This is a genomic window from Paraburkholderia sp. CNPSo 3272, from assembly GCF_024206495.1.
Taxonomy (GTDB): domain Bacteria; phylum Pseudomonadota; class Gammaproteobacteria; order Burkholderiales; family Burkholderiaceae; genus Paraburkholderia.
This window is the reverse complement of sequence record NZ_JAMBPQ010000014.1, coordinates 18,262-45,140: the sequence shown is the minus strand read 5'-3', so window position 1 is coordinate 45,140 and position 26,879 is coordinate 18,262. Positions and strand designations below refer to the sequence as shown.

At 62.5% G+C, this 26,879-nt stretch carries 27 protein-coding genes; 17 read left to right on the top strand and 10 right to left on the bottom strand.

Features of this window, described 5'->3' with window-relative positions; all coding sequences use genetic code 11:
* Window positions 1-111: 111 nt before the first annotated feature.
* The 7 genes from M3I53_RS18665 (at window position 112) to M3I53_RS18635 (ending at window position 5,989) form a co-directional block, all read left to right on the top strand.
* Window positions 112-381, top strand: a complete 270-nt coding sequence (locus tag M3I53_RS18665) for a hypothetical protein (protein ID WP_254317366.1) — start codon at window positions 112-114, stop codon at window positions 379-381.
* Between the two features lie 847 nt (window positions 382-1,228).
* A complete protein-coding gene (locus tag M3I53_RS18660) occupies window positions 1,229-1,669 on the top strand; it encodes an Hsp20/alpha crystallin family protein (RefSeq protein ID WP_254317365.1) in 441 nt (146 codons plus the stop codon).
* Between the two features lie 34 nt (window positions 1,670-1,703).
* On the top strand, window positions 1,704-2,117 hold the full coding sequence (locus M3I53_RS18655) for an Hsp20/alpha crystallin family protein (RefSeq protein ID WP_254317364.1): 414 nt from the start codon (window positions 1,704-1,706) through the stop codon (window positions 2,115-2,117).
* 81 nt (window positions 2,118-2,198) lie between these two features.
* Window positions 2,199-2,510 carry a DUF6566 family protein gene (locus M3I53_RS18650; RefSeq protein ID WP_254317363.1) on the top strand — a complete coding sequence of 104 codons (312 nt, stop codon included), beginning with the start codon at window positions 2,199-2,201 and terminating at the stop codon, window positions 2,508-2,510.
* A 242-nt stretch (window positions 2,511-2,752) separates the two neighbouring features.
* Window positions 2,753-3,712, top strand: coding sequence for a hypothetical protein (locus M3I53_RS18645; RefSeq protein WP_302057735.1), 960 nt, complete (start codon window positions 2,753-2,755; stop codon window positions 3,710-3,712).
* Between the two features lie 177 nt (window positions 3,713-3,889).
* Window positions 3,890-4,432 carry a DUF4142 domain-containing protein gene (locus M3I53_RS18640; RefSeq protein WP_254317361.1) on the top strand — a complete coding sequence of 181 codons (543 nt, stop codon included), beginning with the start codon at window positions 3,890-3,892 and terminating at the stop codon, window positions 4,430-4,432.
* A gap of 255 nt (window positions 4,433-4,687) precedes the next feature.
* Entirely contained in the window at window positions 4,688-5,989 is a 1,302-nt protein-coding gene (locus M3I53_RS18635) for a DNA topoisomerase IB (RefSeq protein ID WP_254317360.1), read from the top strand.
* 9 nt (window positions 5,990-5,998) lie between these two features.
* Here M3I53_RS18635 and M3I53_RS18630 read toward each other — a convergent pair whose 3' ends face one another.
* Window positions 5,999-6,664 (bottom strand): UdgX family uracil-DNA binding protein, encoded by a 666-nt coding sequence (locus M3I53_RS18630; protein WP_254317359.1) that lies wholly within the window; start codon window positions 6,662-6,664, stop codon window positions 5,999-6,001.
* A 229-nt stretch (window positions 6,665-6,893) separates the two neighbouring features.
* On the opposite strand from M3I53_RS18630, the gene M3I53_RS18625 reads away from it, so the two are divergent.
* Both M3I53_RS18625 and M3I53_RS18620 read left to right on the top strand, forming a co-directional pair.
* A complete protein-coding gene (locus M3I53_RS18625; RefSeq protein WP_254317358.1) occupies window positions 6,894-7,403 on the top strand; it encodes a CinA family protein in 510 nt (169 codons plus the stop codon).
* A 182-nt stretch (window positions 7,404-7,585) separates the two neighbouring features.
* Window positions 7,586-8,497: a manganese catalase family protein gene (locus M3I53_RS18620; RefSeq protein ID WP_254317357.1), complete on the top strand. Its 912-nt coding sequence runs from the start codon at window positions 7,586-7,588 to the stop codon at window positions 8,495-8,497.
* Between the two features lie 62 nt (window positions 8,498-8,559).
* Here M3I53_RS18620 and M3I53_RS18615 read toward each other — a convergent pair whose 3' ends face one another.
* The 3 genes from M3I53_RS18615 to M3I53_RS18605 form a co-directional block, all read right to left on the bottom strand.
* On the bottom strand, window positions 8,560-9,501 hold the full coding sequence (locus tag M3I53_RS18615; protein WP_254317473.1) for a DUF72 domain-containing protein: 942 nt from the start codon (window positions 9,499-9,501) through the stop codon (window positions 8,560-8,562).
* A 733-nt stretch (window positions 9,502-10,234) separates the two neighbouring features.
* Window positions 10,235-11,902, bottom strand: coding sequence for an ATP-dependent DNA ligase (locus M3I53_RS18610; RefSeq protein WP_254317356.1), 1,668 nt, complete (start codon window positions 11,900-11,902; stop codon window positions 10,235-10,237).
* Window positions 11,899-12,945: a ligase-associated DNA damage response exonuclease gene (locus tag M3I53_RS18605; protein ID WP_254317472.1), complete on the bottom strand. Its 1,047-nt coding sequence runs from the start codon at window positions 12,943-12,945 to the stop codon at window positions 11,899-11,901. Before M3I53_RS18605 ends, M3I53_RS18610 begins: the two co-directional genes overlap by 4 nt.
* Before the next feature lie 170 nt (window positions 12,946-13,115).
* Here M3I53_RS18605 and M3I53_RS18600 point away from each other — a divergent pair, with 170 nt between their 5' ends.
* Both M3I53_RS18600 and M3I53_RS18595 read left to right on the top strand, forming a co-directional pair.
* Window positions 13,116-13,376 (top strand): hypothetical protein, encoded by a 261-nt coding sequence (locus tag M3I53_RS18600; RefSeq protein WP_254317355.1) that lies wholly within the window; start codon window positions 13,116-13,118, stop codon window positions 13,374-13,376.
* Between the two features lie 107 nt (window positions 13,377-13,483).
* Entirely contained in the window at window positions 13,484-14,038 is a 555-nt protein-coding gene (locus M3I53_RS18595; protein ID WP_254317354.1) for a phosphoglycerate mutase family protein, read from the top strand.
* A gap of 313 nt (window positions 14,039-14,351) precedes the next feature.
* On the opposite strand, the gene M3I53_RS18590 is transcribed toward M3I53_RS18595, so the two are convergent.
* On the bottom strand, window positions 14,352-14,606 hold the full coding sequence (locus M3I53_RS18590; RefSeq protein WP_254317353.1) for a hypothetical protein: 255 nt from the start codon (window positions 14,604-14,606) through the stop codon (window positions 14,352-14,354).
* Window positions 14,607-15,056: 450 nt separating this feature from the next.
* Here M3I53_RS18590 and M3I53_RS18585 point away from each other — a divergent pair, with 450 nt between their 5' ends.
* On the top strand, window positions 15,057-16,229 hold the full coding sequence (locus M3I53_RS18585) for a porin (RefSeq protein WP_254317352.1): 1,173 nt from the start codon (window positions 15,057-15,059) through the stop codon (window positions 16,227-16,229).
* A gap of 52 nt (window positions 16,230-16,281) precedes the next feature.
* Here M3I53_RS18585 and M3I53_RS18580 read toward each other — a convergent pair whose 3' ends face one another.
* A complete protein-coding gene (locus M3I53_RS18580; protein ID WP_254317351.1) occupies window positions 16,282-17,034 on the bottom strand; it encodes a hypothetical protein in 753 nt (250 codons plus the stop codon).
* 18 nt (window positions 17,035-17,052) lie between these two features.
* Window positions 17,053-18,513 carry an amino acid permease gene (locus M3I53_RS18575; protein ID WP_254317350.1) on the bottom strand — a complete coding sequence of 487 codons (1,461 nt, stop codon included), beginning with the start codon at window positions 18,511-18,513 and terminating at the stop codon, window positions 17,053-17,055.
* 297 nt (window positions 18,514-18,810) lie between these two features.
* On the opposite strand from M3I53_RS18575, the gene M3I53_RS18570 reads away from it, so the two are divergent.
* Window positions 18,811-19,116, top strand: a complete 306-nt coding sequence (locus M3I53_RS18570) for a hypothetical protein (protein WP_254317349.1) — start codon at window positions 18,811-18,813, stop codon at window positions 19,114-19,116.
* Between the two features lie 306 nt (window positions 19,117-19,422).
* Entirely contained in the window at window positions 19,423-21,669 is a 2,247-nt protein-coding gene (locus M3I53_RS18565) for an alpha/beta hydrolase domain-containing protein (RefSeq protein ID WP_254317348.1), read from the top strand.
* Window positions 21,670-21,744: 75 nt separating this feature from the next.
* On the opposite strand, the gene M3I53_RS18560 is transcribed toward M3I53_RS18565, so the two are convergent.
* Together M3I53_RS18560 and M3I53_RS18555 are read right to left on the bottom strand one after the other, a co-directional pair.
* Complete coding sequence (locus M3I53_RS18560; RefSeq protein WP_254317471.1) at window positions 21,745-22,041, bottom strand: cupredoxin family copper-binding protein; 297 nt, start codon at window positions 22,039-22,041, stop codon at window positions 21,745-21,747.
* A gap of 86 nt (window positions 22,042-22,127) precedes the next feature.
* Entirely contained in the window at window positions 22,128-23,063 is a 936-nt protein-coding gene (locus M3I53_RS18555; protein WP_254317347.1) for a metallophosphoesterase, read from the bottom strand.
* Window positions 23,064-23,265: 202 nt separating this feature from the next.
* Here M3I53_RS18555 and M3I53_RS18550 point away from each other — a divergent pair, with 202 nt between their 5' ends.
* The 3 genes from M3I53_RS18550 to M3I53_RS18540 all read left to right on the top strand — a co-directional run bounded on the left by M3I53_RS18550 (window position 23,266) and on the right by M3I53_RS18540 (window position 24,838).
* Window positions 23,266-24,096, top strand: coding sequence for a hypothetical protein (locus tag M3I53_RS18550; RefSeq protein ID WP_254317470.1), 831 nt, complete (start codon window positions 23,266-23,268; stop codon window positions 24,094-24,096).
* The gene (locus M3I53_RS18545) at window positions 24,093-24,278 is read left to right on the top strand and encodes a hypothetical protein (RefSeq protein ID WP_254317346.1); all 186 of its coding nucleotides are present in this window, start codon (window positions 24,093-24,095) and stop codon (window positions 24,276-24,278) included. The genes M3I53_RS18550 and M3I53_RS18545 overlap by 4 nt, the downstream gene beginning before the upstream one ends.
* A gap of 146 nt (window positions 24,279-24,424) precedes the next feature.
* On the top strand, window positions 24,425-24,838 hold the full coding sequence (locus M3I53_RS18540) for a hypothetical protein (protein WP_254317345.1): 414 nt from the start codon (window positions 24,425-24,427) through the stop codon (window positions 24,836-24,838).
* Window positions 24,839-24,883: 45 nt separating this feature from the next.
* Here M3I53_RS18540 and M3I53_RS18535 read toward each other — a convergent pair whose 3' ends face one another.
* Window positions 24,884-26,830: a bifunctional diguanylate cyclase/phosphodiesterase gene (locus M3I53_RS18535; protein ID WP_254317344.1), complete on the bottom strand. Its 1,947-nt coding sequence runs from the start codon at window positions 26,828-26,830 to the stop codon at window positions 24,884-24,886.
* Between the last annotated feature and the right edge of the window lie 49 nt (window positions 26,831-26,879).

The window sequence follows — 26,879 nt, the reverse complement described above, 5'->3', positions numbered from 1 at the left end:
TCGCCACAGAGTCTTCGCGACTCGATCACGGGCTTTCTGAGGTATGCGGTCGAAAGCGCGACCGAAAAAGGGTCTGCCCGGGGCTGCCTTCTGGTGTGCGTCGCGCCGCTTGTGGACGACCCTGAAGTTCGGCAGTTTCAAAACGCGACCGCCGGTGGCGCCGCGCTGGTGGAAGGTCGTTTCCGGGACGCAATCAGCGCGGGAGAAATCCCGTCCGACTTTCCCGTAGCCGCGCGCGCAACCCAAGTCACGGATCTTGCGCGTGGGCTGACCATGCGCGCGCAGTTAGGCACGCCGCGCAAGACGCTCCTCAAAGATGCTGAGGAAGCGGCCGACCTGGTGCTCCAACCGCATCGTGGAAACGCGGCGCCAGAAAGTTGATGGCGGCGTCAAGGGGCGTTGCGGGGCAGTAGGCTTTGATAGTTGCCGCTTCGCGCGCCCCTCAACCCCGATCAATCGTTTCCCGTTGGGATAGGAGGGATCACCTTGATTTGGAAGTCGAAGCCCGTAAGCCAGTTGGCCCCAAGCGTGGTCCCTCTTGGGTGGCGATTCGCGGCAGCATGAGTTGACCATGCTCTCTCGAAATCGTTGCGCGTAATCTCGGCAACTGGAATCCGTTTAATCATGCGGACTTGCGCGACCTGTTGATGATTGAGTGGGTTATCGGCGGGGGACTTGGACCTACACGCATGTGTCACGTACATTTTGGAAAAGTGAATGTGCCCGGTAGGCCAGTCGTGGTGTCGCAAATTCGCGACACCCCATAGCGAGACACCTGGACGCCCGAGTTCGTTAAGCTTGACGCGTGCAGATTGCTTTTTGTGCCATTTCATTCCGCCCTCCCGTGGGGGTAGATCCGGGGGTAACCGGTCATCGCCGCATCGCCCATACCCTTATGGAACGGGCCTGATCGGCTACTATGTGGATCCAGTACGGCCCACATCGAACCGGGGTTGTGCGTCGCAGCGGCCGCCGGACGCAGCCGCGTGCGCAAACTCCCTCCGGTCCCTGATGCCTGTCGCCATCTGCCATGAAACTTCGCTCTTGACATGCTGCGGGGCCTCTTGAAATTTCTGTTCCATGCGCTATTTTATCCATCGCTCAGGCAGTCGCGACAAGCGCTGCGTGTTTCGATTTGTTTGTCGACGGGGTTTCCCACGGACAGGCGGACTGGAGCGCGTGGTTCCATTCGTCCCCCGTGTCGGCCCCGGTTTTCCAGGAGCCAGTCATGAGCGATCCCTTCTTCAGCACCGATATGCTGGGCGAATTCGACCGCCTGCAACGGCAGATGGCCAGCCTCTTTCCAGCCTTTCCCGCAAGCCTGCGCGCCACGCGCAGCGAGACGTTTCCGCTACTCAACATCGGCAGCACCGACGACAGTGTCGAGATCGTTGCATTTGCACCGGGGCTCGATCCGGCGGCGATCGACGTCTCGATTGACAAAGGACTGCTGACGATCAGTGGTGAACGCAGGCCGCCCGAGCGGAAAGCGGGTGACGATACGCGCGTGTATGCCAGCGAACGCTTCATGGGCGCGTTCCGGCGCATCATCGAGCTGCCCCAGCACGCGGATCCCGGGAACGTCAATGCGCGCTACGCAAATGGTTGCCTGACCATCAGTATCGGACGTTCCGAGGCGTCGAAGCCGCGCGCGGTCACCGTGCAGTGAGCACGGCGTGAACCATGAGATCACGGAGGACACCATGAACGACAGCACTGAACTGACCACCGGTGCGGCGCGCAACGACATCGCCGAGCGTGAGCGCGGCGCACCCGCGAAGCAGTCCACACGCCTCACGCCCGCAGTCGACGTGTTGGAGGACAGCAGGGGCATCACGCTATATGCGGACCTGCCGGGGGTACCGCGCGAAAAGCTCCATGTGCGGGTACAGGACGGCAATCTGACCATCGAGGCAGAGGCGGTGATTCCGACACCATCCGGGCTGAGGCTGCAGCATGGCGAAGTTCGCCATCCGCATTTCCACCGCGCTTTCGCGCTCAGCCCGGACTTCGACGTTTCGCGCATCGACGCGCAACTGCGCGATGGCGTGCTCATGCTGACCATTCCTCGCCGTGAGGAAGCGAAACCCCGTCGTATCGAGGTGAGCGTTGGTTAGGTACATTGCACAGGAATGTTTCCGGTCGTGCGGCGCGGGCCGCCGAGTCCGCGCCGTTTCGGCACATGCGCTCAGACGACCATGGACGATACACGCAATCAGAACTGGAAAGGCTTCGCGATTGAAACCAGTGCTATTGCTGTGCGGCACTGCGTACTTCCGCATGGATCAGGCAGGTACATGGCCATTGTGCGTATCCGGCGCGGCGAGCAGACGGTCGAGGACTGGCACCTGCCTTGCGTCGCACGGCGCTGGGCGAGCGCGGACGACGCACATCGGGAGACTCTCGAGTACGCCATCCGCGCGATCGATGCGGGACGCTTCGCAGATACGGAAAGCTTCGCCGATACGGGAGGCTTCGCCGATCGACGTGCTGCATCCGGACAGCGGTGAGCGGCGAAATCGCAGCCCCGGGCTAACGCAGGCGGCGACGCCAACGACGGAAACTCCCGGCCGGTGTTCGCAGCGATCGCGTCCCGGCGCGACATCAATTGATGAACTCTAGACAGACGTTCTCCCGTTCCGCTGTCACTTCAAGGAACCATCCGCGAGCCATGGTGGAGAGGCATGATCCGTGCGCAGCATTCAGAAGATAGACACTTGTGGACGCGATCCACCGCACTGAAGGCATGCTTATGCCCCGTCTCCTTGAATCAGTGATTACCCGGTCTCGCCGATACTGGGTCACCGAGCTGCTCCGCGGTGCGGCGTGCGCCTTCATTCTCGCGGCCTGCTGCCCGCCATCTATCGGGCAGGCGGCTCAAACGGTCGATAGTGCCACCAGCTTGCGCGCCACCTACGAGAGCCTGAAACCACAACTCGACGAAAGCGCATTTCATCGGAGGCTGTACCTCGATTCACGCGAGTCCCCATCCACGGTCGCAGGCGAAATCTACGCTGTAATGGACTACCCGTTCGCGACTGTCAGTCGTATCCTCAATGACCCGTCGCACGGCCCAAAGAACTGGTGCAACATACTGATCCTGCATCCCAACGTAAAGTACTGCCATGTCGCCCCGAGCAGCAGCGGGGACACGCTGACCGTCAACGTCAGCCAGGACGAGGTGCCCGAAGAGAAGCTCGCTTCCACTTACCGCCTTCAATTCGAATACGATCCGGCGACGACCAGCCCGGGATATTTCCGGATAAACCTCCACGCCGGCAGCGGACCGCTGGACACCCGCGATTATCAGATCTTTCTCGAGGCGGTGTCTCTCAGCAGTAATCGCACGTTTCTGCACTTGACCTACGCATATAGCTACGGCGCATTCGGGCGTCTCGCCATGAAGGGCTATCTGGCAACGTTCGGTCGCGGCAAGGTCGGATTCACCAATATCGCGGGTCCGTCCGCAACAGAGCCGAAATACGCCGATGGGGTGCGCGGGCTAGTCGAACGCAATACCATGCGTTATTTCCTGGCTATCGATGCCTTTATCGGCGAGCCGTCCAGCCTGCCCGACACGCGCCTGGACCAACGCCTGAATAACTGGTTCAGCGCCAGCGAGCAATATCCGCGACAACTGCACGAAATCGACCGGCAGCATTACATCGCTATGAAAGAGGCGGAGTGCCGGCGCTTGCAGACAAGCCAGTAGCTGGTGATGCGAAGAGACAAGCGGGACATGCGCGTGGTGCGCACTGCGCGTACCTGGCTCCCCTTCTCCCGATGAAGGCAGGAACGCGCTCGCGGTCCCCCGCACCCTGGCACGCACCATGCGCGAGAGCCAACGCGCGGTCCATGTGGGCCCCGCTAACGACCCAGGGATACCAACATGAAACTCGTTCTCGCTAGTCTCGGTCTGGCCATGGCGTGCGGTCTTCCGCTCGCAGCCACCGCACAGCAGTCCCAGGCGGCTTCCGCCACCGCGGCAAATCCACTGCCGGATGTGGATCGAAATTTCGTCCAGGCGGCATCGATGTCTGGATCGACCGAAATCGACGCCGCGAAGCTCGCCATGCATAACACCAAGAACAAGGACGTGCACAAATTTGCAGAGCATATGATCGCCGATCATATGAAGCTTACGGCGCAATTGAAGCTCGCGGCACCGCACGGTGTAACGGTACCGAAGGACAACTCCGATACATCGATTCTCGATTCACTGCGGCCGCTCAAGGATGAGCAATTTGATAGTGCGTACGCGCAGAAGGTGGGGGTAGAAGGCCACAAGGAAGCGGTGGCCGCGTTCCAGAAGGAAATCAGCGACGGCCAGAACGCCAGCCTGAAGGAGGCGGCGCGCAAGGCGTTGCCAACCATCGAAGAGCATTACCGTATGGCCCAGGCGCTGGCCCAGAAAGTCGGCACTCATTCCTGAGCGCACGGCTTGCTCGAGGGAATAAGCGTTGCAGCAGGAAACGTTGCGGGCGCGCGCGGTGCGACCTGCGAGCACGAGATGCGGGCCCCGGTCTTGCTGCATCGCCGCATTGCGTATTCTCGATTCGGCCCGCTGGCTCACTGGAAGGCGGCATGCATGTCCCAGCGCTGCCCCGACGCATGATCTCGCACCGGCGTTGGCGGCACGGCTATTGCGCTTCGTTGCCCAAACAACACCATCCGAACGAGGCAAGCCGTGGCAAAAAATCAGGCACCTACAAGAGAGCCGGGCCGCAAAAGCACCGCGCGCGTCAGCAGCGTATCCCCAACGGACGTCGGGCCTTCCGGCCTGCGCTATGTCGATGACTCGCATCGCGGATACACGCGCAAGCGGATCGATGGAGCGTTCGTCTATTTCGATACGCAAGGCAAGCGCATCAAGGACGAGGCCGAGATTCGCCGTATCAATGCACTGGCGGTTCCGCCCGCCTATACCGAGGTGTGGATCTGCCCGGATGGACGGGGCCACTTGCAGGCGACAGGCCGTGACGCGCGGGGGCGCAAGCAGTACCGCTATCACCCGCATTGGCGTGAAACACGGGACGCGACCAAGTACGAGCGCTTGCTGAGGTTCGGTGCCGCGCTGCCGAAACTGCGCGCCCGGTTGGCGCGCGATCTCGCGCTCGAAGGCATGCCGCGAGACAAAGTGCTGGCGACCGTCGTGCGCCTGCTCGAGAGCACACTGATTCGCGTGGGCAGCGAGGAGTACGCGCGCGAAAACCGCTCCTACGGCCTGACAACGATGCGCAAGCGGCATCTGCAAGTGTCGTCTGACCGCTTGCGCTTCCGGTTTCGCGGCAAGAGCGGCATCGAGCACGACGTCGCGGTCAGCGACGCACGCGTTGCGCGCATCGTCAGGCGCTGTATGGAACTGCCGGGCCAGGACCTCTTTCAGTATCTCGATGCCGATGGCGCGAGGTACTCGGTCACCTCCTCGGACATCAACGACTATTTGCATGAGGTCACGGGCGCCGATTTCACCGCAAAAGACTACCGCACGTGGGCGGGCAGCGTGTTCGCGCTTGCGGCGCTGCGCAAGCTCGAATGGCAAACGGCGACGCAGGCGCGCAAAGACGTCGCCGACACCGTCAAGCAGATCTCGCAGGTGCTGCGCAATACGCCGGCGGTGTGCCGCAAGTGCTATATCCATCCGGCCGTAATCGAAGCCTTCGAGGCGGGCGCCCTCGCGCAGGCGCTACCCGTCGTGCGCCGCCGTGGACTGAAGGCAGACGAGGCAGCGCTCGTTGTCTTTCTGAAAAGCGACGCAAAGCGGCGCGCGCGCGAGGTGTCGCGCGGCGATCGCGCTGGCGCGTCAAGCGACGCGAGCCTCGTCCGCCTGCTCGCGCAGTCGAGCCGTAAAGTACGCGCGAAGGGGGCGAAGGACCTCGCTAAAGGCGGCGCGACAAAGACGCAGAAACTGGCTACGAGCAAGACAGCGTCGCGGCACGTGCGCTCGTCTGCTGCGACTCCAGGCGCGCATGCGGACACCGTTGCGTGATGCGGCTCGTCAACGTCTGCGAGCAAGCGCGTATGCGAGGCGCAGTGCCTCGACGATCTGCGCGCGCGCTTCGTCGCGGGCCTCGACGCTCGGCGCCCGCAGCGCGTACGAAGGGTGCCAGGTCGCCACGACGACGAGATCGCCGATGCGCCCCGCGTGTTCCATGTAGGCCTTCAGCCGCGCGTTAGGGTCGCGCAGAACTGCGCGCAAGGCGGTTGCGCCGAGCGCGACCACGACCTTCGGCTTGATTTGCGCAAGCTCCCGTTCGAGCCAATATGAACAGGCGTCCACCTCGCGCTGGGCAGGCGTCTTGTGCAGGCGGCGCTTGCCGCGCAGTTCCCATTTGAAGTGCTTCACCGCATTGGTCACATAGACGGCCTTGCGTTCGATGCCCGCTTCTTCGAGCGCGGTGTCGAGCAGTGCGCCTGCCGGGCCGACGAACGGCAGGCCTGCGCGGTCCTCGCTGTCGCCGGGCTGCTCGCCGACGAGCATCACCGTTGCGCGCGCGTTGCCCGCGCCCGGCACCCCCTGGGTGGCGTCTTTCCACAACGTGCAGCGCCGGCATGCATCCAGCGACTCGGGTTCCTGATGCGGATCGGCCTGGGGGTCAACGGTGCGGCGCGCGGGGCGCGATTCGTCGTGATCACCTTGGCGGTGAGATGTGCGCGATGTCACTGCGTTACCTCGCGCACGGCGCAAGCGCTGCCTTTTACGAAACGCGGACCGGTCAGTTTCATCGTTGCTCCCAAACGGCGGGCGACGCGCGCGATACACGCGAATCGCTATTGCGGTCTAAAACGATGCGCAACCGGCGTACCGCGCAGGCGGCGAGGAGGGCACGCTCCTTGCGCTCAGAGGCGGGCACGCGGGCGCTCGCCTGCACGCCGGAACGTGGAGACCTGCGATGGGTATCGAACAGCACGTCGTCTCATTTCTCATCTCGGTGGGGCGCAAACTCGCAACCGCGGAGTCTTGCACGGGCGGACTAATGGCCTCCGCACTGGCTGCCGTGCCGGGAAGCGGTGGCTGCCTGGACGTTGGTTTCGTCGCCTACTCGCCCACAGGAAAGGCCGGCTTCCTCGGCGTGCGCGAAGAAACGATGGACCGTTACGGGCTCACGAGCGAAGAGGTCGCGCGCGAGATGGCCGAGGGAGCGCTAGCGGCGCAGGGGTGCACTGCGGATGTTGCCGTCTCCAATACCGGCGTTGCAGATGCGGTTTGCGACGGGCAGGGGCCGCCGGCCGGCACGCAGTGCTTCGGCTGGTCCTGGCGTCTGGAAGATGGGCGCTGCGTGACCTTCACCGAAACCGAACGCTTCGCGGGATCGCGCAATGAGATTCGCGCCGCGGCCGCGCAATACGCGTTGTCGCGTATCGAGCATTACTTCAACCGACTCCCACAGCAAACCGTATAGCCGCGCGCAACTGGCAATCAAGTTTCGCCGAATGCTGCTCAAGCCCGCGAGCTTGAGCAGTGGCGAGCCATCATCGACTCCACTGCGGGCCCTTTTCACTGAACAAGAATCAGTTTAGGTACGGTCGTTGCGCTTTCGGGTTCTCCAACTGTGGAGATCAATCGTTTTTCAAGGAGAACCCTATGTTTATGCATAACAAGCGGCTTCAATACACCGTGCGCGTCGCCGCGACGGATCCCGGCCTGGCCAACCTGCTTCTCGAGCAGTTTGGCGGCCCCCAGGGTGAACTGGCTGCGGCCATGCGCTACTTCACCCAAGCGGTAGGCGAGGAGGACCCAGGTCGCAAGGACATGTTATTTGATATCGCGACGGAAGAATTGAGTCACCTGGAGATAATCGGCTCGATCGTGGCAATGCTCAATCGTGGCGCGAAGGGCGAGCTTGCCGAAGCCGTGGACCGGCAAGCCGAACTGTATCGCAAGCTCAATGGCGCGGGAAACGACAGCCACGTCACTCAGGTGCTTTATGGGGGTGGACCTGCGCTTACGAACTCGGGCGGTGTGCCGTGGAGCGCTGCCTATATTGACACCATCGGCGAGCCGACAGCGGACCTGCGCTCGAACATTGCCGCCGAAGCGCGTGCGAAGCTCATCTACGAGCGGCTCATCAATGTGACCGACGATCCGGGCGTGCGTGAGGCGCTGGGTTTCTTGATGACACGCGAGGTTTCGCACCAGAAGTCGTTCGAAAAGGCGTTGTATTCGATCTCGCCTAACTTCCCGCCGGGCAAGCTTCCGCCGGTGCCGGAATACGCGAGCGTCTACTACAAGATGTCGCAAGGTGCCGAGACTGTGGCGGCGGCATGGAATAGCGGGCACGGCCTTGGCATCCGCGCGGGAGAGCCAGCAGTCGACGGAGGAGACGGCGGGGCCTCCGTCTCGCTGGAACCCTCGCAACTAGCGGCGCTGCAGGCCATGGCGAAGCGGCTCACGTCCGACCCCACGAGCGATCCGAAGACCGGTGCGGAGCTCGGGGAGGGGCCACCGCCTTCGGTAGACGGCGCAATTGAGTCAAGCTCGCCAACGGAACGCTGAAGCGTATGGAATGGCGGGCCGTGGCGGCAGCGGTGCGCCAGGTGTAGTGAACGCGCGCGACCTCACGTGTCGCGCGCGAGCGGTTCTTCCGCGAATCCAAACCGGGTCATCAGGCGGCGCGCGTCGAAAGGCGCTTCGGTCTTCTGATCGTTGTCGAAATAGCAGTACACGTCGCGCGGCTTGCGCTCGACTGCCTCGAGTTCTGGAGCGATGAGTCGCGCGTGCGCGGCGGATTTCCCCTCGCTCCACGCCCTGAAGCGCGCTTCCCATTTGTCCAGCGCCGCGTCGCTGTAGGCTCCCGCATACTTTCCTGTTGAACCATGCAGCCGTGCGTAGGTGAAGTCGGCGGTGGCATCCTCGGCATACGGCCACGGCTCCGTGGAGTCGGACACCACGAGCGCCACGCGATAGCGTCGTAGCAGATCCACGAACGTGGGGACAACGAAACTCGCATGACGGATTTCGATGGCGTGGCGCAGGGGCCGGTTGCGGTCGATGGTTAGCCACGGAGCCTTCACCCGCGCGTCGTGGCGCCTCGCCAGACGCAACGCGGCTTCCGTGTCGCGCGGCAGCAGTGCGAGGAAGCGTTCGAGGCGATCGACATGGAAGGTGTAGTTTGGCGGGAACTGCCAGAGCAAAGGCCCCAACTTATCGTTCAGTGCGAGCAAGCCTTGCGCAAAGAAGTTCGCGCACGCAACCGTTGCCGTTTCGTCGCGGAAGCGCAACATGTGTGTGAGGTAGCGCGCGCCCTTGATGCTGAAGACGAAACCTTCCGGTGTTTCGTCTCGCCAGTGCTCGAACGATGACGACGATTGCAGACTGTAGTGCGTGCCGTTGATTTCGATGGTCTGTACGGCCCGCGACGCGAAGTCGAGTTCGCGCTTTTGCGGCCAGCCGTGCGGGTAGAACGTGCCGCGCCACCCATCATAACGCCAGCCGGAAATGCCGATCCGCACTATGCCCATGATGTTTTCCTCGTCGATCTGCGAGAGACGTGCAGGCATGCGCCGTGCCGCAGCGGCGCAAACGGCACCGCGCCAGCGAACCATTGAATCGCATGCCCGGCTTGCGCGAACGGGAACGCTGCTCCCGTTCGCGCAAGTCAGTTGTTTGCTGACCCTCAGCACAGCCTGTTCCCACGCCCCGCGCACCGCGTGCAGTCGTGCGCATTTCGGCTGGTCTTTCCGGGCGCGACCGCTCGGGCACGACCGCTTTCCCCGTGCGCAGGACGCCGATGCTTCCAACACGTAAAGCGCTAATTCATACGGTAATTCCCCACGAACACCTGACAGGTACGAGTCATGCGCCATGGCTTGGCAGTGTCCGCGAAGCAGGCCACGGCCCATTCGTGCAAACCATATAGACAGCATCGACAGGGGATATCGAAAGTGAATGGCACCACCATGGCGAACGGTCGCGTTGGCTTGCTGCCATCGAGGCTTGCCGATCTGCAACTCGATCACATCGAGCGTATTGTCCGGCAGGTACGGTTCCAGGGTGCAGAACCTTTGCCGAAGGGACTCGACCGCGAATATTGGGTAGGCCGGCTGAACGCCATAGAAAGTACCCACGATCTCGTTGCGTCACAACGAAGGCGGCTCGCAAGGCTCCGTGAAAGTCTCGAGCTATGAACGCTTCCGTCGGCTAATACCTGCGAACATTGCCGCGCGCTATGCGCTTGACCGTTAGCGCGAGCGCTTCTCGCTCGCAACACTCAGGCGCCAGGCGAGAATTCGCTCATGTCTGTGCCTCGCTCAGGAAGCCCTTGAGCATGCCGAGCGTATCCGCGTCCTCGACTGACTTGTCGGTGCGCCAACGCAGCATCCGGGGAAAGCGCACTGCGATGCCCGACTTATGCCGCGAGCTTGCCTGGATTCCTTCGAAGCCGATCTCGAACACCAGCGTTGGTGTGACGCCGTGCACCGGTCCGAACTTCTCGATGGTCGTTTTGCGCACGATTGCATCGACTTTGCGGATCTCTTCGTCGGTGAGCCCTGAGTACGCCTTGGCGAACGGCACCAGCGTCCGCACGCCGTTCGCTTCGTCCCAGACCGCAAACGTGTAGTCGGTGAAGAGACTCGCACGCCGGCCGTGCCCACGTTGGGCATATAGCAGCACGGCGTCGATCGAAAACGGATCGATCTTCCATTTCCACCACGTACCCGATGCCTTGGTCCGTCCAACCCCGTACATCGATGTCCGCTGTTTCAGCATCAGCCCTTCGACGCCGCGTGCGCGGCTTTCCTCGCGCAATTGCCGGATCGCGTTCCAGTCTTCGGCGGCGACGACTGGCGACACGCGCAGCAAATCGATCGCGGGCGATTGGGACAGCGACTGAACAAGCGCATCCAGTCGCGCGCGTCGTACTACGAGCGGTTGGGTGCGCAGATCGCGATCGTCGGCTTCGAGCAGGTCGTAGGCGACCATCGCGGCGGGCGACTCGCTGAGCACCTTTTTGGTCAGGGACTTGCGCGTGATACGCGGCTGCAGACGCGCGAATGGCAATGGTGCGCTCGCCCCCGGTTCCCACGCGAGGATTTCCCCGTCTATGACCGAGCCGTCCGGCAAGGCAGCAGCCATCGCCTCCAGCTCCGGAAAACGTTCGGTTACGAGGTCTTCGCCCCGCGACCAGATCCAGACGCGTCCTGCGCGTTTGACGAGCTGCGCGCGAATGCCGTCCCATTTCCACTCGAAGATCCAGTCGGCGGTCGGGCCGAGCGTTGTGGGGTCGGCCTGCAACGGATGCGCGAGAAAGAACGGATAGGGCAGGCCGATGTCGGTTTCTTGCGGCGTGTCGGTATCTTCGCCATCGGCCGAAGCGGTGACAAGCCGGAGATACCCGGCTGCTGTCGGCGTCTTGTGCGAATGCGTCCACCCGACGAAGCGCTGCGCGATGCGTTTGTGGTCGACGCCCGCGACCTGCGCGAGCGCGCGCACGACGAGCTGCCGTGACACGCCGACACGAAAACCACCGCCGATGAGCTTGGTGAGCAAAAACCGCTCGCTCCAGTTCAGTTCGTCCCAGTAGGCGGTCAAACGCTCGCGTACGGTGTCCGGCTCGCTGCCTCGGAACGTCAGCAGGCGCTGCTCGACCCATTGCGCGAGACCCAGTTCCGATTCACGCGACGCCGGCGGCAGCACGTGCGCGATCGTCTCTGCCAGGTCCCCGACTGCCTGATATGACTCGTCGAACAGCCATTGCGGCAGGCCGGCGCAATCGCGTGCGCATTCGATCAGCACGCGCGTAGGCACCGACTGGCGAGGCTTGCCTCCTGCGAGGAAATACGACGCCCACGCCGCGTCTTCAGGTTCGGCGCCGGAGAAATAGGCAACCAATGCTTCGAGCTTGTCGTTGGTGGACGTCGTCGCGTCGAGCGCTGCGTAGAGTGCCGCGAATCGTTTCATTTCGGCGCGTCCTCCGTCGAGGCGGCATCGGCGTCCGCCTCGATCGCGTCGCCGCCGTATTCGGTTGCGAAGGTGCCGGCATCGAATCCATGTTCGAGTAGCCATCGCACCATCGGCTCGATGTAGCCGTGCGTGACGATCACGCGCTCTGCGCCAGTTGCTTCGATGGCATCGTGGAGACCGGGCCAGTCCGCATGATCCGACAACACGAATCCGCGGTCGACTCCGCGCCTGCGTCTCGCACCGCGCAAACGCATCCAGCCGGATGCCAATGCGTCGCGATGCTCGCCGAAACGCCGTGTCCACGCGCTGCCTTTCGCGGAGGGCGGCGCAATGATCAGCGCGTTGCTGAACGCGGCCTTGTCGTGCATCGGGATTTCGCCGACGAGTCGCGTAGCGGGCAAGTCGATTGCCGCATCACGATAGATTCGATTCAACGTCTCGACGGCGCCGTGGCAGAAGATCGGGCCGATGCCAGGGTCCAGGCCGGCGAGCACACGCTGCCCCTTGCCGAAGGAATAGCAAAACAGCACCGACGCCAGTCCTTGGGCCGCGTTATGCCGCCACCACGCGTTGATGCCGTCGAATACGGCATGCGACGGTTCCCACCGGTAGACAGGCAAACCGAAAGTCGATTCCGTGATGAACGTGTCGCACCGGACAGGTTCGAACGGCGTGCATGTCGGGTCCGGTTCGATCTTGTAGTCGCCCGATGCGACCCATACACGCCCGGCATGCTCGAGCCGCACCTGGGCTGACCCGAGCACGTGTCCTGCCGGATGCAATGACAGGCGCACGCCATTGATTTCGATCTGTTCGCCGTACGGCAATCCCTGCACTGCGATACCTGGCAGTCGGGTCTGCAGTACGCCGAGTCCCGCTTGTGCCGTCAGGTAGTGGCGATGACCAACGCGTGCATGGTCAGCGTGCGCATGAGTAATGATTGCCCGGTCGACCGGCAGCCACGGATCGATGTAAAACGCCCCTGCCGGGCAGTACAGTCCCTCAGGAAGGGCAATGATCAAATCGGAGGAGTTATTCATGTCGTTGGGTTCGTCGGTCGTGACGACCCAGGAGCCTATGAGTGGGTTCACAGAGCTGGAGCCAGACACGTTCCCGGATCGCAACAGCGTGTCGCCCTGTGCGCCGCACATGGCTAACATGTGCCGGCACGCGTCATGCGCTCAAGGCGATACTCACTGCGGAGATAGTCATGAGCGAGCAAAGAAAGGATGACCCAGCCGATCCCGTCGAGCGTGCGGACGCCCGGAAGAACGCACCGGGCGATCACGATGTCGACGTGCGGCCCGACGGTACCGTCGAGCAGAAGCCCCATGGGAACATGGACAGTACGCTGCTTCCGAAAGGGAAAGACCATCCGGAGCAGGGGCCATACGAAGCGGAGCACGACCAAAAGGTCCCAGACGTCGACCCGGATGCAGAGCCGCGCGGTAAGGGCGATCTGTCCGCCTGAAAGAGGGACAGACATCCGCGCGATCTCGCTTGCAACGGTACGTGAAGCGCAGACGCAGAAAGGGGCGCGCGGGCGACGAGAAACCCGCCTGTTCCAGGAGCATCGACATGGGACCGCATCGCATTCTTTTTATCCGCCACGCGGAAAAGCCTGGCGTGGCGCTGGGTGGTGGAGTCGGTTCGGACGGTGGCGCCGACGAGGAAAGCCTCGCGGTGCGAGGCTGGCAGCGCGCCGGTGCGCTCGCGCGCATGTTCGCGGCATGCCATAACGATCGCGACCGGCAGTTGTGGCCCAACGCCGTATTTGCGGCCGGCCTGGGGCAGGGCAGCATGAGCAAACGCTCGATGCAGACGGTCGAACCGCTCGTCGCGGTATTGCGCGAAAGCACGCACGTGAACTATGTGACCAGGTACGCCAAGGACGAAGGCCAGGAGTTGATGGCTGACGTTCTCGTGCAAAGCGGTGTCGTCCTGATTGCCTGGGAGCACAAAGTTTTGCCTTCGCTGATCAGGCATCTACCCGGTGCAGCTCCCGTTCCACAGGTCTGGCCGGACGATCGCTTCGACATGGTGTGGGTATTCGAGCGCACCGCCCATGGATGGTCCTTTGTCCAGAAACCTCAATTGCTGCTCGCAGGCGACAGCCAGCTGCCTATCGTCTAGTAGCGGTCTAGTAGCGGTCTTCGCGTTCCGCGCCAAAAAAATCCCCGCTGGCGCTAGCCATGCGGGGGACGTGGAGAAGGTTGGACAACACCTGTATTTTGATCGTAGCTCTCGCACCCTTTCCGTTCAAGTGCAGAGCGTATCGTCGACGCGTTCGTTAATCGTCCGTTTCGGACGGCTATCGACGTTGAAAGCCGTTAACGGGGCACGCCCTATGGCGAACGCACTTCCAGCCAGCCAGCGGGTCCTCGCGCCACGGAGCGTTGAGCCGCGACTTCACAATGGGCGTTGCGCCGACGGTCCGGCATCGCTCTCATTTCGCGCCCGTGTCTTCGGCTGCATTGGCACGCGGTGCGGATGCCCCGTTTGCCCGCGTCGCTCGCTGCTGCGAAGGTGTCTTATGGGCCGTCGCGCCGGACTGCCCACTGCCCTGCGTGCCGGAAGCGGCGGATTGCTGGCTAAGGTTCGTGCCATAAGGCGCCGTGCCGGTGCCCTGTGCGTGCGCGAGCGTGCATGCAAGTGAAGCGCATACCACTGCGATGGCCGCCGGATAGCTGGTCGTGTTCACGGTCTCTCCAATCGTTGATTTCGAACGAGCGCCCAGCGTCTAGCGCAAGAACGATGCCGCAGCGGCGAGTCTGGTGGCTGTACTGGAGGTATCGATATTCGTGCCAAGTGAGCACGCTGACGACGAAATCAGCAGTACGCGAAGGCCGCGACATCGAGAATCATTCCGGAGGAATCCTCATAGGAATTTCATAAATTGATTTAGGACGTTTTATGCTATGCGCAAAGTAGTTCCGCTTCCTGTCGCGTCACCACAACATCCCAAAGTTATTCAGCAGCGACTTACGCGTCTGCCAGGCACCGTCGTTTATGGAATTTGAATGGAATATGACAGAGAACGGGAATACTTCGTTCTATCCAGTATTCCATGGAATCGTTTCTGCCGAATACCCAGAATTCGTACACTTCACGGGCACTGCTCACTTCATTTCACTGATATCTGGAGTCGCCCGTGAAAAAGATCCGCCTGACTCTCGCTGCTTCGGGTCTGGTTGCCGCAGCGACCGTGCATGCGCAAAGTTCCGTCACGCTCTACGGCCTCATCGACGCCGGTCTGATGTATACGAACAACGTAAAGAAAGGTACGGCGCAAGGCGCGCTCTGGCAGGCCACGAGCGGAAACATCAACGGTAGCCGCTGGGGGTTGCGCGGCGCCGAGGATCTCGGCGGCGGGCTCAAAGCCTTGTTCGTACTCGAAAACGGCTTCAATGTGCAAAACGGCAAGCTTGGTCAGGACAGCAGACTATTTGGGCGCCAGGCGTACGTCGGCCTTTCGTCCGGCCAGTTCGGCACGCTCACACTCGGCCGTCAATACGACTCTCTCGTCGACTTCGTCGCCCCCTTGTCCGGCACCGCGGGAACGTTCGGCGACACCGGGTTCGCCCATCCGTTCGACAACGACAATCTGAACCACTCACTGCGGATGAACAATGCGGTGAAGTACGCGAGCGCCAACTACGCCGGATTCCAGTTCGGCGGTCTGTATGCGTTCTCGAACAACACGCAGTTCGCCGTCAACAGAGCCTACAGTGCGGGTACGAGCTATAGCTGGGGTCCATTGAACGTGGCTGCCGGTTACCTGCAGATCAATGGATCAACCGGTACTTCGGCAAGCAGTTCCGGTGCAGTGGATATTGGCGAATCGACGGCAAACGGCACGGGTGGCTTCGTGCTCGGGGCCGACGTGCAGCGCACAGTGGGCGCTGGCATCAACTACACGTTCGGGCCGGCCGTCGTCGGTTTCGTCTACACCCACAGCCAGTATCAGGGCACGACGTCATTCGGCCAGACCAACGTGAACAACAGCGGCACGATGCGATTCGACAACTACGAACTGAACGGCAAGTACACCTTCACGCCCGCGTTCCACATCGGCATTGCGTACACGTATACCGATGGTAGCGTAGGCAACGGCAGCAACACATCCTTTGGCTCGGACCCGAAGTGGAATCAGGTGAATCTGCAGGCCGTGTATATGTTCTCCAAGCGCACGGACGTCTACGCCGAAGCGATGTACCAGCACGTCTCGGGTCATCAGTACGTCGCGTTCATCAACACCGCGGGCGGTGCATCGTCAACGGGGAATCAGGTCGTGGCAACGGTGGGCTTCCGCACGCGGTTCTAACCTTCCTTTGGGCGCAGCGGTCCGGCGCCGTTCGGACATTGGCACGTCCGCGTCACATCATTCCGCTGCCGCTGCCAGCACCGCCAGTGCCGGAAGAGGGGGCAGACGTCGCGGTAAGCGGATGCGCGGCGCCCGCCGCCGACAGCAGCGAGACGGCGGCCGGATCGGGCATGCCATTCGCGTCGATCGCGCCGGCTGCCGCCAGCGCGCCTAGATCGCGATCGACACCTGCCTGGCCAACCGTAAAGGATGTCGTTAAAAAAGCCGGTACCGACAGCGTGACCGCATAGTGCTGCTGCAGATTCGTCACCACTGCGGATTGCGCGGCCTGCACGTCGGACGGGTTGCCCAGCACCTGCTGGTACTGCGAGTTGGCGGGAAAGCCCGCTATCAAACCACTCTCGGTCGTGCCGAGTTGCGAGGCAAGGTAGACGAGCATCAGCTCGGTCTCGGGCGTCGTGTTGAAAGTGCCCCCGGCAACCGCCACCGAATGCAGACTCACGCCGCCGGAGCTTACGCTGAGGATGCAGGCAGGCGTGGCATTGAACGTGATCGCGTAGTGTCCACCAGCGTCGGACAGGGTGGACCCCGAGCCCTGAGCGCAACTTAGGTTGACCGTCGCGCTGGCGATCGCTGTGCCGGTGGCGGCCGTGCCGGAAATAGTGACGTTTGGCGTCACCCTTGTGCCGCCGCAGCCATTGAGGCCAATGCATGCGTTTCCGCCGCAGGCGGCAAGCGTTGCGAGTGAAGCCGCACACATTGCAGCCCGCGCCGGGCGAACGAAACACGCATGCTGAGCGTTCATGGTTGCCCACCGGTTCCGTCATTCACGCTCCGGATGGCGAAGTCGCGAATGATGCCGGCCATAAGACATGTAGATCAGCATGCCGATCAACAGCCAGACGATCAGCCGTACCCAGGTGATGACCGGCAGTCCCACCATCAGCAACACGCAAAAGGCGATGCCGAGAATGGGGACGATCGGCACACCGGGCGCGCGGAATGGACGGCTCGCGTCTGAGTCGCTGCGGCGCAGGTACATGACGGCGCCGCAAACGAGCACGAACGCAAACAGCGTGCCGATGCTGACCATCTCGCCCAGTACGCCGATCGGCGTGAGGGCCGCCACTATGGCGACGACCGTGCCGATCATCATCTGGCTTCGATGCGGCGTGTGCAGGCGCGGATGGACGGTGGAAAACAGATGGGGAAGCAGTCTGTCCTCCGACATCGTGAAGAAGATCCGGCTTTGCCCGTAAAGCAGCACCAGAATCACAGTGGTCAGCCCGGTGAGTGCGCCGATCTTGATCAGTATGGAAAACCAGGTGAAACCAATGGCGTCGACACCCTTTGCGATCGGGTCTGGCACGTTCAGCTGTGCGTATGGAACGAGTCCGGTGAGCACGGCGGCCACGAGGATATAGAGCAAGGTGCAGATGACCAGCGAGCCGAGGATCCCGATCGGCATGTCGCGCTGTGGCCGTTTCGCCTCCTGGGCGGCGGTCGATACCGCATCGAAGCCAATGAACGCGAAGAACACAACGGCGGAGCCACGCAAAATGCCGCTCGCCCCGAAGCTGCCGAACGCGCCGGTGTTGGGCGGAACGAATGGGTGCCAGTTGGCGGGATGCACGAAGAACACGCCGATAACGATGAAGGCCACCACGACCGTCAACTTGACTGCGACCATCACGTTGTTGATGCGAGCCGACTCGCGCGTGCCGAGCACCAGCATCGTCGTGAGAATCGCGATGATCAGCACGGCGGGGAGATTGATGATGCCGGCGACAGTCGAGCCGTCAGGCAACTGGACCGTCGTGCCGGGTGCGGCAGCAAGCGTGGGCGGGATGCTGATTCCGACGTTGCGCAACAGGCTGACGATATACCCTGACCAGCCGACGGCTACCGTCGCGGCACCCATGGCGTACTCGAGAATCAGGTCCCAGCCGATGATCCACGCAAACACTTCGCCGAGCGTCGCATAGGTATACGTGTAAGTGCTGCCGCATACGGGAAGCATGGCGGCCAGTTCGGAGTAGCAGAGGCCGACGAACGCACACGCAATGCCACCCAGCACGAAGGACAGGATGATGCCCGGTCCGGCAAATTGTGCCGCCGCCGTGCCGGTGAGGACGAAAATGCCCGCGCCGATAATGGCGCCGATTCCCATCGCCGTGATGCTGGGCGCCCCCAGGGTCTTCGACAGCGCGCGGCCGCCTTCGGCATCGGCGCTTCGCACTATGTCGGCGACGGACTTGCGCGCCGTGTAGCTCGTGTCAGCCATGATAGGTTGTCCCATTCAACAGTGACTGGAAACGACTCGATTCGGCTTGCCTTACTTCTTTAGAATAGACACAGGCGCGAGCGGCCGATGGGTAAGTTTTCTGTTAACCGAACGACGACGACCGGCTTGCGTGGGCAGATATGTTTCGGAACGCTTCATGTGCATCGTCAAGATGTGGGATCCGGACAATGCGCCACGCGTATCGCGGGACTCGTCGGCATCATTGAGGATCCGCCGTCCAGGCAAAGTCCACGCTCGCGCGGGCAGTTCAGCCGGACGGCGGCCAGGAGAAGTGGAATGGACAACGACAAACCGTCGCCGCGGCGCGCGACATACCAGAAAGGGATCCGGATCGGCGCGTACGGATGGTTCAGCCGGCTGGCGGCCGTCGTCGTCAGCACGATCGTGCTGGTGGTGGCAGCAATGCTGTCGCTGGTGCTGCTTGCCGTGCTATTCGGCGTAGGCGCGATTGTCGTCGGCTATCTCTGGTGGAAGATCCGCGCGCTGCGCAGGCAGGCGCGCGAGTTCGGCGACGACGGCCGGACCGTCGACGTACAGGTCGTCTACAAGGACTCGCACGGCGACGATATTGCGAAACGCTGACCTGCGATGCTTGCGCGAGTACCTTCAGCGTACGCGTAAACGACAGTAGGAATCGTGTTTGCGCGAATTATAAATACACAAGGCCGCGCAAGATATATCAAACGATTTCGGCCAATCGTAAGCATTCGACTTCCGCCACGCCTGTTCGCGCGTGTCGGTCCAGCATGCATGCGCCATGCTGGCCGATTCGCGTGGAAGCCTTGCATCTCTCGGGCTCGCCGTTCTTGAAGGACACGGCGCGAGACTCCGCTTCCGCCATGTTCGCCACGGTTAGGAGATTCTACGATGAAGACGAGAAATATAGGAATGCTACTGATTGCCGGTGCGAGTGGCATGTTCGTCGGCGGAATTGCCCACAGCGATCCGCACGGCCCGCAACCTGGCCAGCGGGGCGCGGGCTTCATAAAGAGCTTTCAGATTATTGCTGCCGAACCGGCGTTTGGCGGTGCGACGCCTGCCGGCGCGGCGGGCCCATACGAGGTCATCACCGCCGTCGTGCACGGCGCCCTCGATCCGCGCTCTCCGCTCAATGCGGGTATTGTCAACATCAGGAACGCGCCGGTCGGCGTCGATGGTTACGTCGACTATTGGACCGATGTCGTGATCCTGCGTCCGCAAAGCGCGGCGAACGCCACGCGCGTGCTCTTCTACGACGTGGTGAATCGCGGCAACAAGCTCGCGGACGGGTCGTTCATTGGCGGGGGCGCGCTCGATACCGGCGCACCCCCGCCCTCCACATTCCCATCGTTGCTGCGCCACGGCTATACGATTCTCTGGAGCGGCTGGCAAGGCGATATTCCGCTCAACGGTACGAGTACGCTCGCCGGCACGGGTCTGGTCGGCACGAGATTCCCCGTGGCCACCAAGAAGGACGGTTCGCCGATGACCGCGTTATCGCGCGAAGAGTTCATTCCCGACTATGCGGGAGGCGATCCGACGACGATCCCGCTCACGTACCCGCCCGCCGATCTCAACGACACGGGGAGCGTGACCTTCACCGCGCGGCAGTCGTGGCTATCGGCCTACGGCAGCATTCCGGGCGGTGTGCAAACCTACACAGCGCCTTCGGAGAAGGTGAGTACGTGGAGCTATATCAGCACGCCGAACAATGTCTATGAAGGGAATTACTCGGTCAAGTTCACGCCGCCCGCGTCGGTGCCGGGTCCCAACGGCAGGACCGTCCCGCCCGATGCCGGGACAATATACAGCTTCGTCTACAAGGCCGCGGCGCCGACCATCGACGGCATCGGCTTTGCGGCGCTGCGCGATCTCGTCTCATGGTTGCGCTACGACAGGGCCGATGAACGTGGCGTGCAGAATCCGCTCAACGATCTGAAGGACGCGGCGTGTGCCGCGTCGAAGTGCTCCCGGGATACGAACTTCGACGTCGCCATCGGGGAAGGCATTTCGCAGTCGGGCCGCTTCATCAAGGACTTTCTCTACCAGGGGTTCAACGAGGACAAGCACGGAAGGATCGTTTTCGACGGACTATTTCCGATCATTTCGGCTGCCCGCCGCACGTGGACCAACGCCGCGTTCGCACAGCCGGGACGGTGGTCGAAACAGCATGAAGACCACTTCATGCCGGGTTTCCAGTTCCCCTTCACGTACGCGGTCACGACCGATCCGGTCAGCGGCGCGACCGATGGCCTGCTGAAGCGTTGCGAGGCCTCCGGGACCTGTCCGAAGATCATGCAACTCGACGGCGCATTTGAATGGTGGGGCGGCGCCGCGTCGCTGGTCGTCACCGATGGACGGGGCAACGACATCCGCTTGCCGCCGAACGTGCGTTACTACCTCGTGCCGGGCACGCAGCACGGCGGCGGCAGCGGCGTGACCACGGGCAACTTCACGGTGCCGGCCACAGGCAGTCTGTGTCAGTTGCCGGGCTCACCCGTGGAAGAGACGCCCGTTGAGCGCGCACTGATTCCCGCGCTGGTCGCGTGGGCCGGCAAGGGCACGGAGCCGCCCGCCTCGCAGTATCCGACCGTCGCATCGGGCAATCTGGTTGCGCCGACGCAAGCGGCGACCGGCTTCCCTGATCTCGAGAACGTGACCGTGCCGAGCGGGCCCGCCGCGACGCCCACAGCGCTCCGTCTCACGTTCAACGGCGAATACAATCAGGTCTTCGTGACTGACTACAGGAAGGCCGTGCCGGTCGTGAACACTGCGCAGCCCTACACGATTCTCGTGCCAAAAGTCGACGCTAACGGCAACGAAACCACGGGCGTACTCGTGCCGGATGTGAGCGTACCGCTTGCAACCTACACCGGGTGGAACTATCGCGGTGCCGGCCACGCGATTGGCGAAGGCTGCATCTCCAACGGCGCGGCGATTCCGTTCGCGGTGAACGCGTCCGCGCAGTCAGGCGGCGTCGATAGCCGGGCCACCCTGAACGCGCTCTATGGCGGCAGCCGCTCACGCTACCAAGCGGCGGTTGCGGCCGCGGCAAACGCACTCGTCAAGCAAGGCTATTTGCTGCAGGACGATGCGACGAACGTTTTCATCAGCAACGCAGCGCAGATTTCGCCGACCCTGCTGCCGAATCCTTGAACCGCGAACAGGCGTCGTCGCGTCGCGCAAGCGAGTTGGATACGCGCGACGACGCTTTGTATCATCGCCTGGTTTCTACTGCACCGTAATGGTCCCCTTCATATACGGGTGAATGCCGCAGAACACCTTGTACACCCCCGGCTTGTCGAACTTGAACTGATACGTGTCGTTCTGGTCGAGCGCGGCGGAGTGGAAGACGCCCGCATCGTTGACGACGGTATGCGGTTCGCCGTCCATATTTTTCCAGGTCACCGTGGTGCCTGCCTTCACGGTGAGCGCCATGGGCGAAAACATGAAGTTCTTGATGTCGATCTCATTGGGCTCCTGCGCCTGCGCGACAGGCACACCAAGGGACGCCCCCGCCATGAGCATCCCGATCCCGTAGAAGAGGGCGAACGCGCGACGATAGTGAATGGATAGCATGGCTCGAATCCTTGTTCAATGAGCGAGACGCAAGGTCAGGCGAGGGACGTGTCGGAAAGCGTCGCCGCGAGGGGATGACGCGAGATCCGGATACTGGTCACGCCAAGCATCTTCGGCAACTGATCGCTTGCCACCTTGAGCGGCCCGGGTCCGGGACCGTCGCCGGCCGTCGGTTGCGGATAGGCGGTCGAGCGTGCCGTATGGAACGTGATATTGCCCTCCACCTTGGAAACGATCTGATGTATGTGGCCATTGAGCACGGTCACCGAGCCGAAGCGCTTTAGATAATCCATGGCCTGGCCCGCGTCGCCGGTACCCCATCCCCATGGTTCGTAGATCGTCCACATCGGCATGTGCGTAAACACGACGATCGGTGTACTCGACGTGCGGCCCTTCAGATCGTTTTCCAGCCAGGCGAGTTGGTCCTCGCCCAGGTTTCCGAGCCCGTTCGGCTTGAAATGCATCACGTTGACGAGCGCGATGAAGTGCACGCCGTTGTGGTCGAAGCTGTAATAGCCCCGGTTATCCGATGCCTTGCCGAAACGCTTGAAGTATTCGCCTTGCGGTCCATCTGTCACATCGTGTTCGCCGGGCGTCGTGTGCAACTCGGTAATGTCGAGACCGGACAGCAATTGCGCCGCCAGATCGAATTCCTCAGGTTTGGAGAGATGGGTGATATCGCCCGTGTGAATCGCCAGCGCGGGCTTGACGGGCATGGCGTTCACATAGTCAATGGTCTGTTTGAGCGTGCCCGCGACATCGGGATTGGCTTCCTTGTTGAAGCCAATATGCGAGTCGCTGATCTGCAGAAACAGCGGCACGCCGGCGTTCTCTTTGCTGCTCGCCGCCAGTGCCAGTTCCATGGGCGTGAGGACGCCTCCGGCCAGAACGAACACGGTGCCGGCGCCACCGAAGGCGAGGCATTTCAGGGCGTTACGGCGTGACGGTTGGGAAGGAAGATCTGACGACATGATGTCCTCTCGCGTGGGTTCGGGAAGTCGACCGCCGGTGCAATTCGGAGCGCCTCCAGGGCGGGCTTCACGTGCAATACCGCGAGCGCCGCTGTTTTATTCCCTGATTTTTTGCGGGTCGAGCGCGGGAATAACCGGCGTGGGTTCGCGGTACGGCAGGCGTGGCACACGAATGGCGGAAACAAATATGGACATCGTCGGCATGACCCGTCGCCGCGGCAGCGCAGCGAGAATCAACGTTCAACTTATGCTGCGCCGGCTGCAACTCACGTCGGGCCTCGTGATGCTGACGTATCTCTTTCTGCATCTGGTCAATCACGCGCTCGGCATCTGGTCGCTCGAGCTTGCCGGACACGGTCTCGTACTCGCGCTGCGGCTTTGGCGCAGCGCGCCCGGCACGATCGCGCTGTATGGCGCCGCATCCGTGCATTTCGCGCTGGCGCTGCACACGATATACGGGCGGCGCCACTGGGTGCTGCCGCCTGCGGAATGGATTCGCCTGTGGGCCGGGCTCAGCCTGCCGCTCCTGCTGATCCGGCATGCGGTGACGACCCGGCTTGCATCTTCGCTCTATGGCTTCGAACCCAACTACGAGCGCGTTATCGTCGTGCTGCTGACGAGCGGCACGCAGGGCCTGCAACTCGCGCTGTTAGCGCCCGGCTGGATACACGGATGCCTCGGACTGTGGTTCCGGTTGCGCCACCATGCATGGGCGCGTCGCTTTCGGCCGGCCCTGCTGATCCTGTTCGTAATGTTGCCGCTGCTTTCGGCGGCCGGCTTCATTCACATGATGGGAGCCGTCGAAGGGGCGGGCCACCGGCTTCCGCCCGTCGATGCCGCGCTCGTCGTCCATCAGGCCGCCCTCAACGGCGCACGTCACACTCTCGTCACCCTGTATCTCGCGGTGATTGCCGGCACGCTGATCGTGGGCCAGTTGCGCAATGCGCTGGAGCGCCGCAGGCTGCGGAGAGGCTCGGCAGGCTCCCGCTTGCTGGCCCGCAGTGCATCGTGCGAACAGGATGTTCTGGAGTGACTTTCGATGTCGAATTTGTTCCGATACGAAAGGTGGCGCGAGACATCATCGCCCATGCGTTGCGCATCGAATCGCTCGCGGAGCTTGCGCCCGGAGAGCAGCCGCATAGCCCGGGCCAAACCGGATCAAATGGCGTCCACTTCTGCTGCCAGGACGTTCACGATTTATCATTGGTGGCGTGAGATGCCAAAATACACCGATACCCCGTAACGAGGCGGTGACCTGCCGGCCGCGCAGGACGATCCGCCCCTCTTTGCCGGGCCGCGCGCCCGCGAATTGGACGGCCGGATACCCTTGAGACCAGAACGCCGAATCCCATCTACCTGTCGTGAACCAGCGTATCCGTCCCCCCTTGCCGCCTGAATGGCCGTTTCCGCCGTACCGCGACGTTTCCGGTCGCGCGTTCGGCGATCTCGTCGCGCTTCAATATCGCGGCGCCGGCGTGTGGCTCTGGCGGTGCCGCTGCGGCGCTCACGTTACGGCCGCGCTGGATGCGGTGGAGGGCGGCCAGACCCGCGATTGCGGCTGCGGCGAGCAGCGTCGCGTGTGGCGGTCGCGGCCGGGCTCGCCTGCGCTGAAGGGTGGCGAGGTGTTCGGCCAGCTAACGACGGATCGCTATGCCGGCGATGGCAAGTGGGTTTGCCGGTGCGAATGCGGCAATGAGGTGACTGTTAGCGCCGGGCGCCTGCGCCTGGGTCAGGCGCGTTCGTGCGGCCGCTGCCTGGGCGCTCTGACGGGCTGAGCCGCATAAACAGTCCAGCAGCCGTTCTGGTATGCGGACTACTCGTCATTCCTGCGCGAGGCGCGCCACCGTTTCGCCCTCGCTTTCTCGCTCCAGAAAAGCCGCCACTGCCGAAGCCTCCATCGGGCGCGAACAGTAGTAGCCCTGAATGAGCGTGGCCCCGAGCGCCGCGACCGTTTGCAGTTCGTCCGCTGTTTCCACCCCTTCGACGACGCAGTCGAGCGACATCTGCCGGCTGAGATTGAGCAGCGTGCGCACGACGGTGAACGCCGTTGTGCGTTCCTTGAGGCCACTCACGAACATCCTGTCGATCTTCAGTCGCGTGAGCGGAAGTTTGCACAGGTACGAGAGGCTCGAATAGCCGGTGCCGAAATCGTCGACCGACAAACCGCAGCCCAGCGCGCGCAGCACCTTGGCCGCTTTCTGGACCTGGTCGAAGTCCTTGGCCATCGCTGTTTCGGTGATTTCGAAGTCGAGCCGGGCCGGGTCGATGCCGCTGCTGACTATGCACCGGGCCAACTCTTTCACCGCGGACTCGCTGGCGAAATCATGCGCGGAAAGATTGAAGGACAAGCCGATACGAGCTGGCCATTGCTTCGCGCTGGCCAGGGCCTTGGTAAACAGCGCGAGGGTCAAGCCGTTGATGACGCCGTTGCGCTCCGCGGCAGGAATGAACTCGCTGGGCGGGACCGTGCCGAGCAAGGCGCTGCGCCAGCGCGCCAGGGCTTCGAAACCGACGGTGCGCTGGCGATCGAGCGAGTAAATCGGCTGGAACGCGAGATCAAGTTCGTTGGCGAGATCGGGGGAGCGCAGCGCCTGGGCAATCTGCGACTCGCGAATGATGGCGTTGCGGTGCGTCTCCGAAAAGATCGTCACCGAGCCGCGCGAACGGCGCTTGCCTTCGTAAAGCGCGTAGTCGGCCGTTTCGAATAAATCCGCCTTGGTTCGTGAAATGTGCGGATAGGTGGAGAAGCCGATCGTCGCCCCAAGCCGAACGGAAATCTCGCCGACCTGTACGGGACAGTGAAAAACATCGCAGATGGTGCGGCCGAGTTGCGAGAGGCCGGCGTCCGTGCAGTCGTCCGTGACGATGATGCCGAATTCGTCGCCGCCCAGTCTCGCAAGCGTGATCGTGACGCGCGCCGCGTCGGCGAGGCGCGACGCGACTTCGGCCAGCACGTGGTCGCCCAGCGAGTGGCCGTGAATATCGTTGACGGACTTGAAGCCGTCGAGATCGACGAGGCCCACCGCGAGCCGGCCGCCCGATGCCATGGCAGCATCGAAATGCTTGTCGAGCGAGGCGAAAAAAGCCCGCCGGTTGGGGAGATTCGTGAGACTGTCGATATTCGCGAGGCGTTTGTTTTCGGCTTGTGTGGCAACGAGATCCGAGAAGTTCTTGAATTGCGTGAAGGCAACGACCAGCATCGCGAGCGAAACCAGCGACGTATCGATGGCGATTGCCTGGAATACGCCATTTCCGGAACTCAGGAATGTTACGACGAGTGCGCCGTTGACGATGGCGGTGACGGTGAACGCCGCCTTGATGACGTTCATCAGGCAGAAGATGACGCCGATGACCGTGATGGCCATGTAAAACGCGACATGAAGCTTGAATGCCGCGCCGCCATGAGGCAGCAGGGACAGCGACCATGCCGTGAACGAGATAGAGAAGACCCAGGCGAGCCTGCCGGAATTGCGCAGGATCGTAGCGGCGTCTTCCGCACTGACACGGATCCTGGAGAGTCGCAACCACGAGAGCACGCGTACGAAACAAAATGCTGTGAGTACGAGCGGACAGATTACGCCCTGCCAGGCGGGAATCACGTTCTCGTGGGGCAGCACCATGCCCCACGTGTTGACGACCAGCAGCCCATACATCATGGGAAGCTGATAGATCATCACGCGCAACTGCGCCAGCTTCAGGGCCGAGCTGTTACCGGCGAGGAAAGTGCGCCGAATCGTTCCCCAATACTGGGCCAGAACGTTGAACATGGTCTTGCGAGTCGGGGCGGTCCCGTTGCAACTGCCGGGAACGAAATGT

Bases quoted from the DNA above. Each gene is read 5' to 3' on its own strand.
- M3I53_RS18535 (WP_254317344.1), bottom strand. From the start codon at position 26,830: ATGTTCAACGTTCTGGCCCAGTATTGGGGAACGATTCGGCGCACTTTC.
- M3I53_RS18565 (WP_254317348.1), top strand. From the start codon at position 19,423: ATGCTACTGATTGCCGGTGCGAGTGGCATGTTCGTCGGCGGAATTGCC.
- M3I53_RS18660 (WP_254317365.1), top strand. From the start codon at position 1,229: ATGAGCGATCCCTTCTTCAGCACCGATATGCTGGGCGAATTCGACCGC.
- M3I53_RS18560 (WP_254317471.1), bottom strand. From the start codon at position 22,041: ATGCTCATGGCGGGGGCGTCCCTTGGTGTGCCTGTCGCGCAGGCGCAG.
- M3I53_RS18625 (WP_254317358.1), top strand. From the start codon at position 6,894: ATGGGTATCGAACAGCACGTCGTCTCATTTCTCATCTCGGTGGGGCGC.
- M3I53_RS18580 (WP_254317351.1), bottom strand. From the start codon at position 17,034: ATGAACGCTCAGCATGCGTGTTTCGTTCGCCCGGCGCGGGCTGCAATG.
- M3I53_RS18615 (WP_254317473.1), bottom strand. From the start codon at position 9,501: ATGCCTGCACGTCTCTCGCAGATCGACGAGGAAAACATCATGGGCATA.
- M3I53_RS18575 (WP_254317350.1), bottom strand. From the start codon at position 18,513: ATGGCTGACACGAGCTACACGGCGCGCAAGTCCGTCGCCGACATAGTG.
- M3I53_RS18595 (WP_254317354.1), top strand. From the start codon at position 13,484: ATGGGACCGCATCGCATTCTTTTTATCCGCCACGCGGAAAAGCCTGGC.
- M3I53_RS18655 (WP_254317364.1), top strand. From the start codon at position 1,704: ATGAACGACAGCACTGAACTGACCACCGGTGCGGCGCGCAACGACATC.
- M3I53_RS18605 (WP_254317472.1), bottom strand. From the start codon at position 12,945: ATGAATAACTCCTCCGATTTGATCATTGCCCTTCCTGAGGGACTGTAC.
- M3I53_RS18650 (WP_254317363.1), top strand. From the start codon at position 2,199: ATGGACGATACACGCAATCAGAACTGGAAAGGCTTCGCGATTGAAACC.
- M3I53_RS18620 (WP_254317357.1), top strand. From the start codon at position 7,586: ATGTTTATGCATAACAAGCGGCTTCAATACACCGTGCGCGTCGCCGCG.
- M3I53_RS18645 (WP_302057735.1), top strand. From the start codon at position 2,753: ATGCCCCGTCTCCTTGAATCAGTGATTACCCGGTCTCGCCGATACTGG.
- M3I53_RS18640 (WP_254317361.1), top strand. From the start codon at position 3,890: ATGAAACTCGTTCTCGCTAGTCTCGGTCTGGCCATGGCGTGCGGTCTT.
- M3I53_RS18600 (WP_254317355.1), top strand. From the start codon at position 13,116: ATGAGCGAGCAAAGAAAGGATGACCCAGCCGATCCCGTCGAGCGTGCG.
- M3I53_RS18610 (WP_254317356.1), bottom strand. From the start codon at position 11,902: ATGAAACGATTCGCGGCACTCTACGCAGCGCTCGACGCGACGACGTCC.
- M3I53_RS18555 (WP_254317347.1), bottom strand. From the start codon at position 23,063: ATGTCGTCAGATCTTCCTTCCCAACCGTCACGCCGTAACGCCCTGAAA.
- M3I53_RS18570 (WP_254317349.1), top strand. From the start codon at position 18,811: ATGGACAACGACAAACCGTCGCCGCGGCGCGCGACATACCAGAAAGGG.
- M3I53_RS18550 (WP_254317470.1), top strand. From the start codon at position 23,266: ATGACCCGTCGCCGCGGCAGCGCAGCGAGAATCAACGTTCAACTTATG.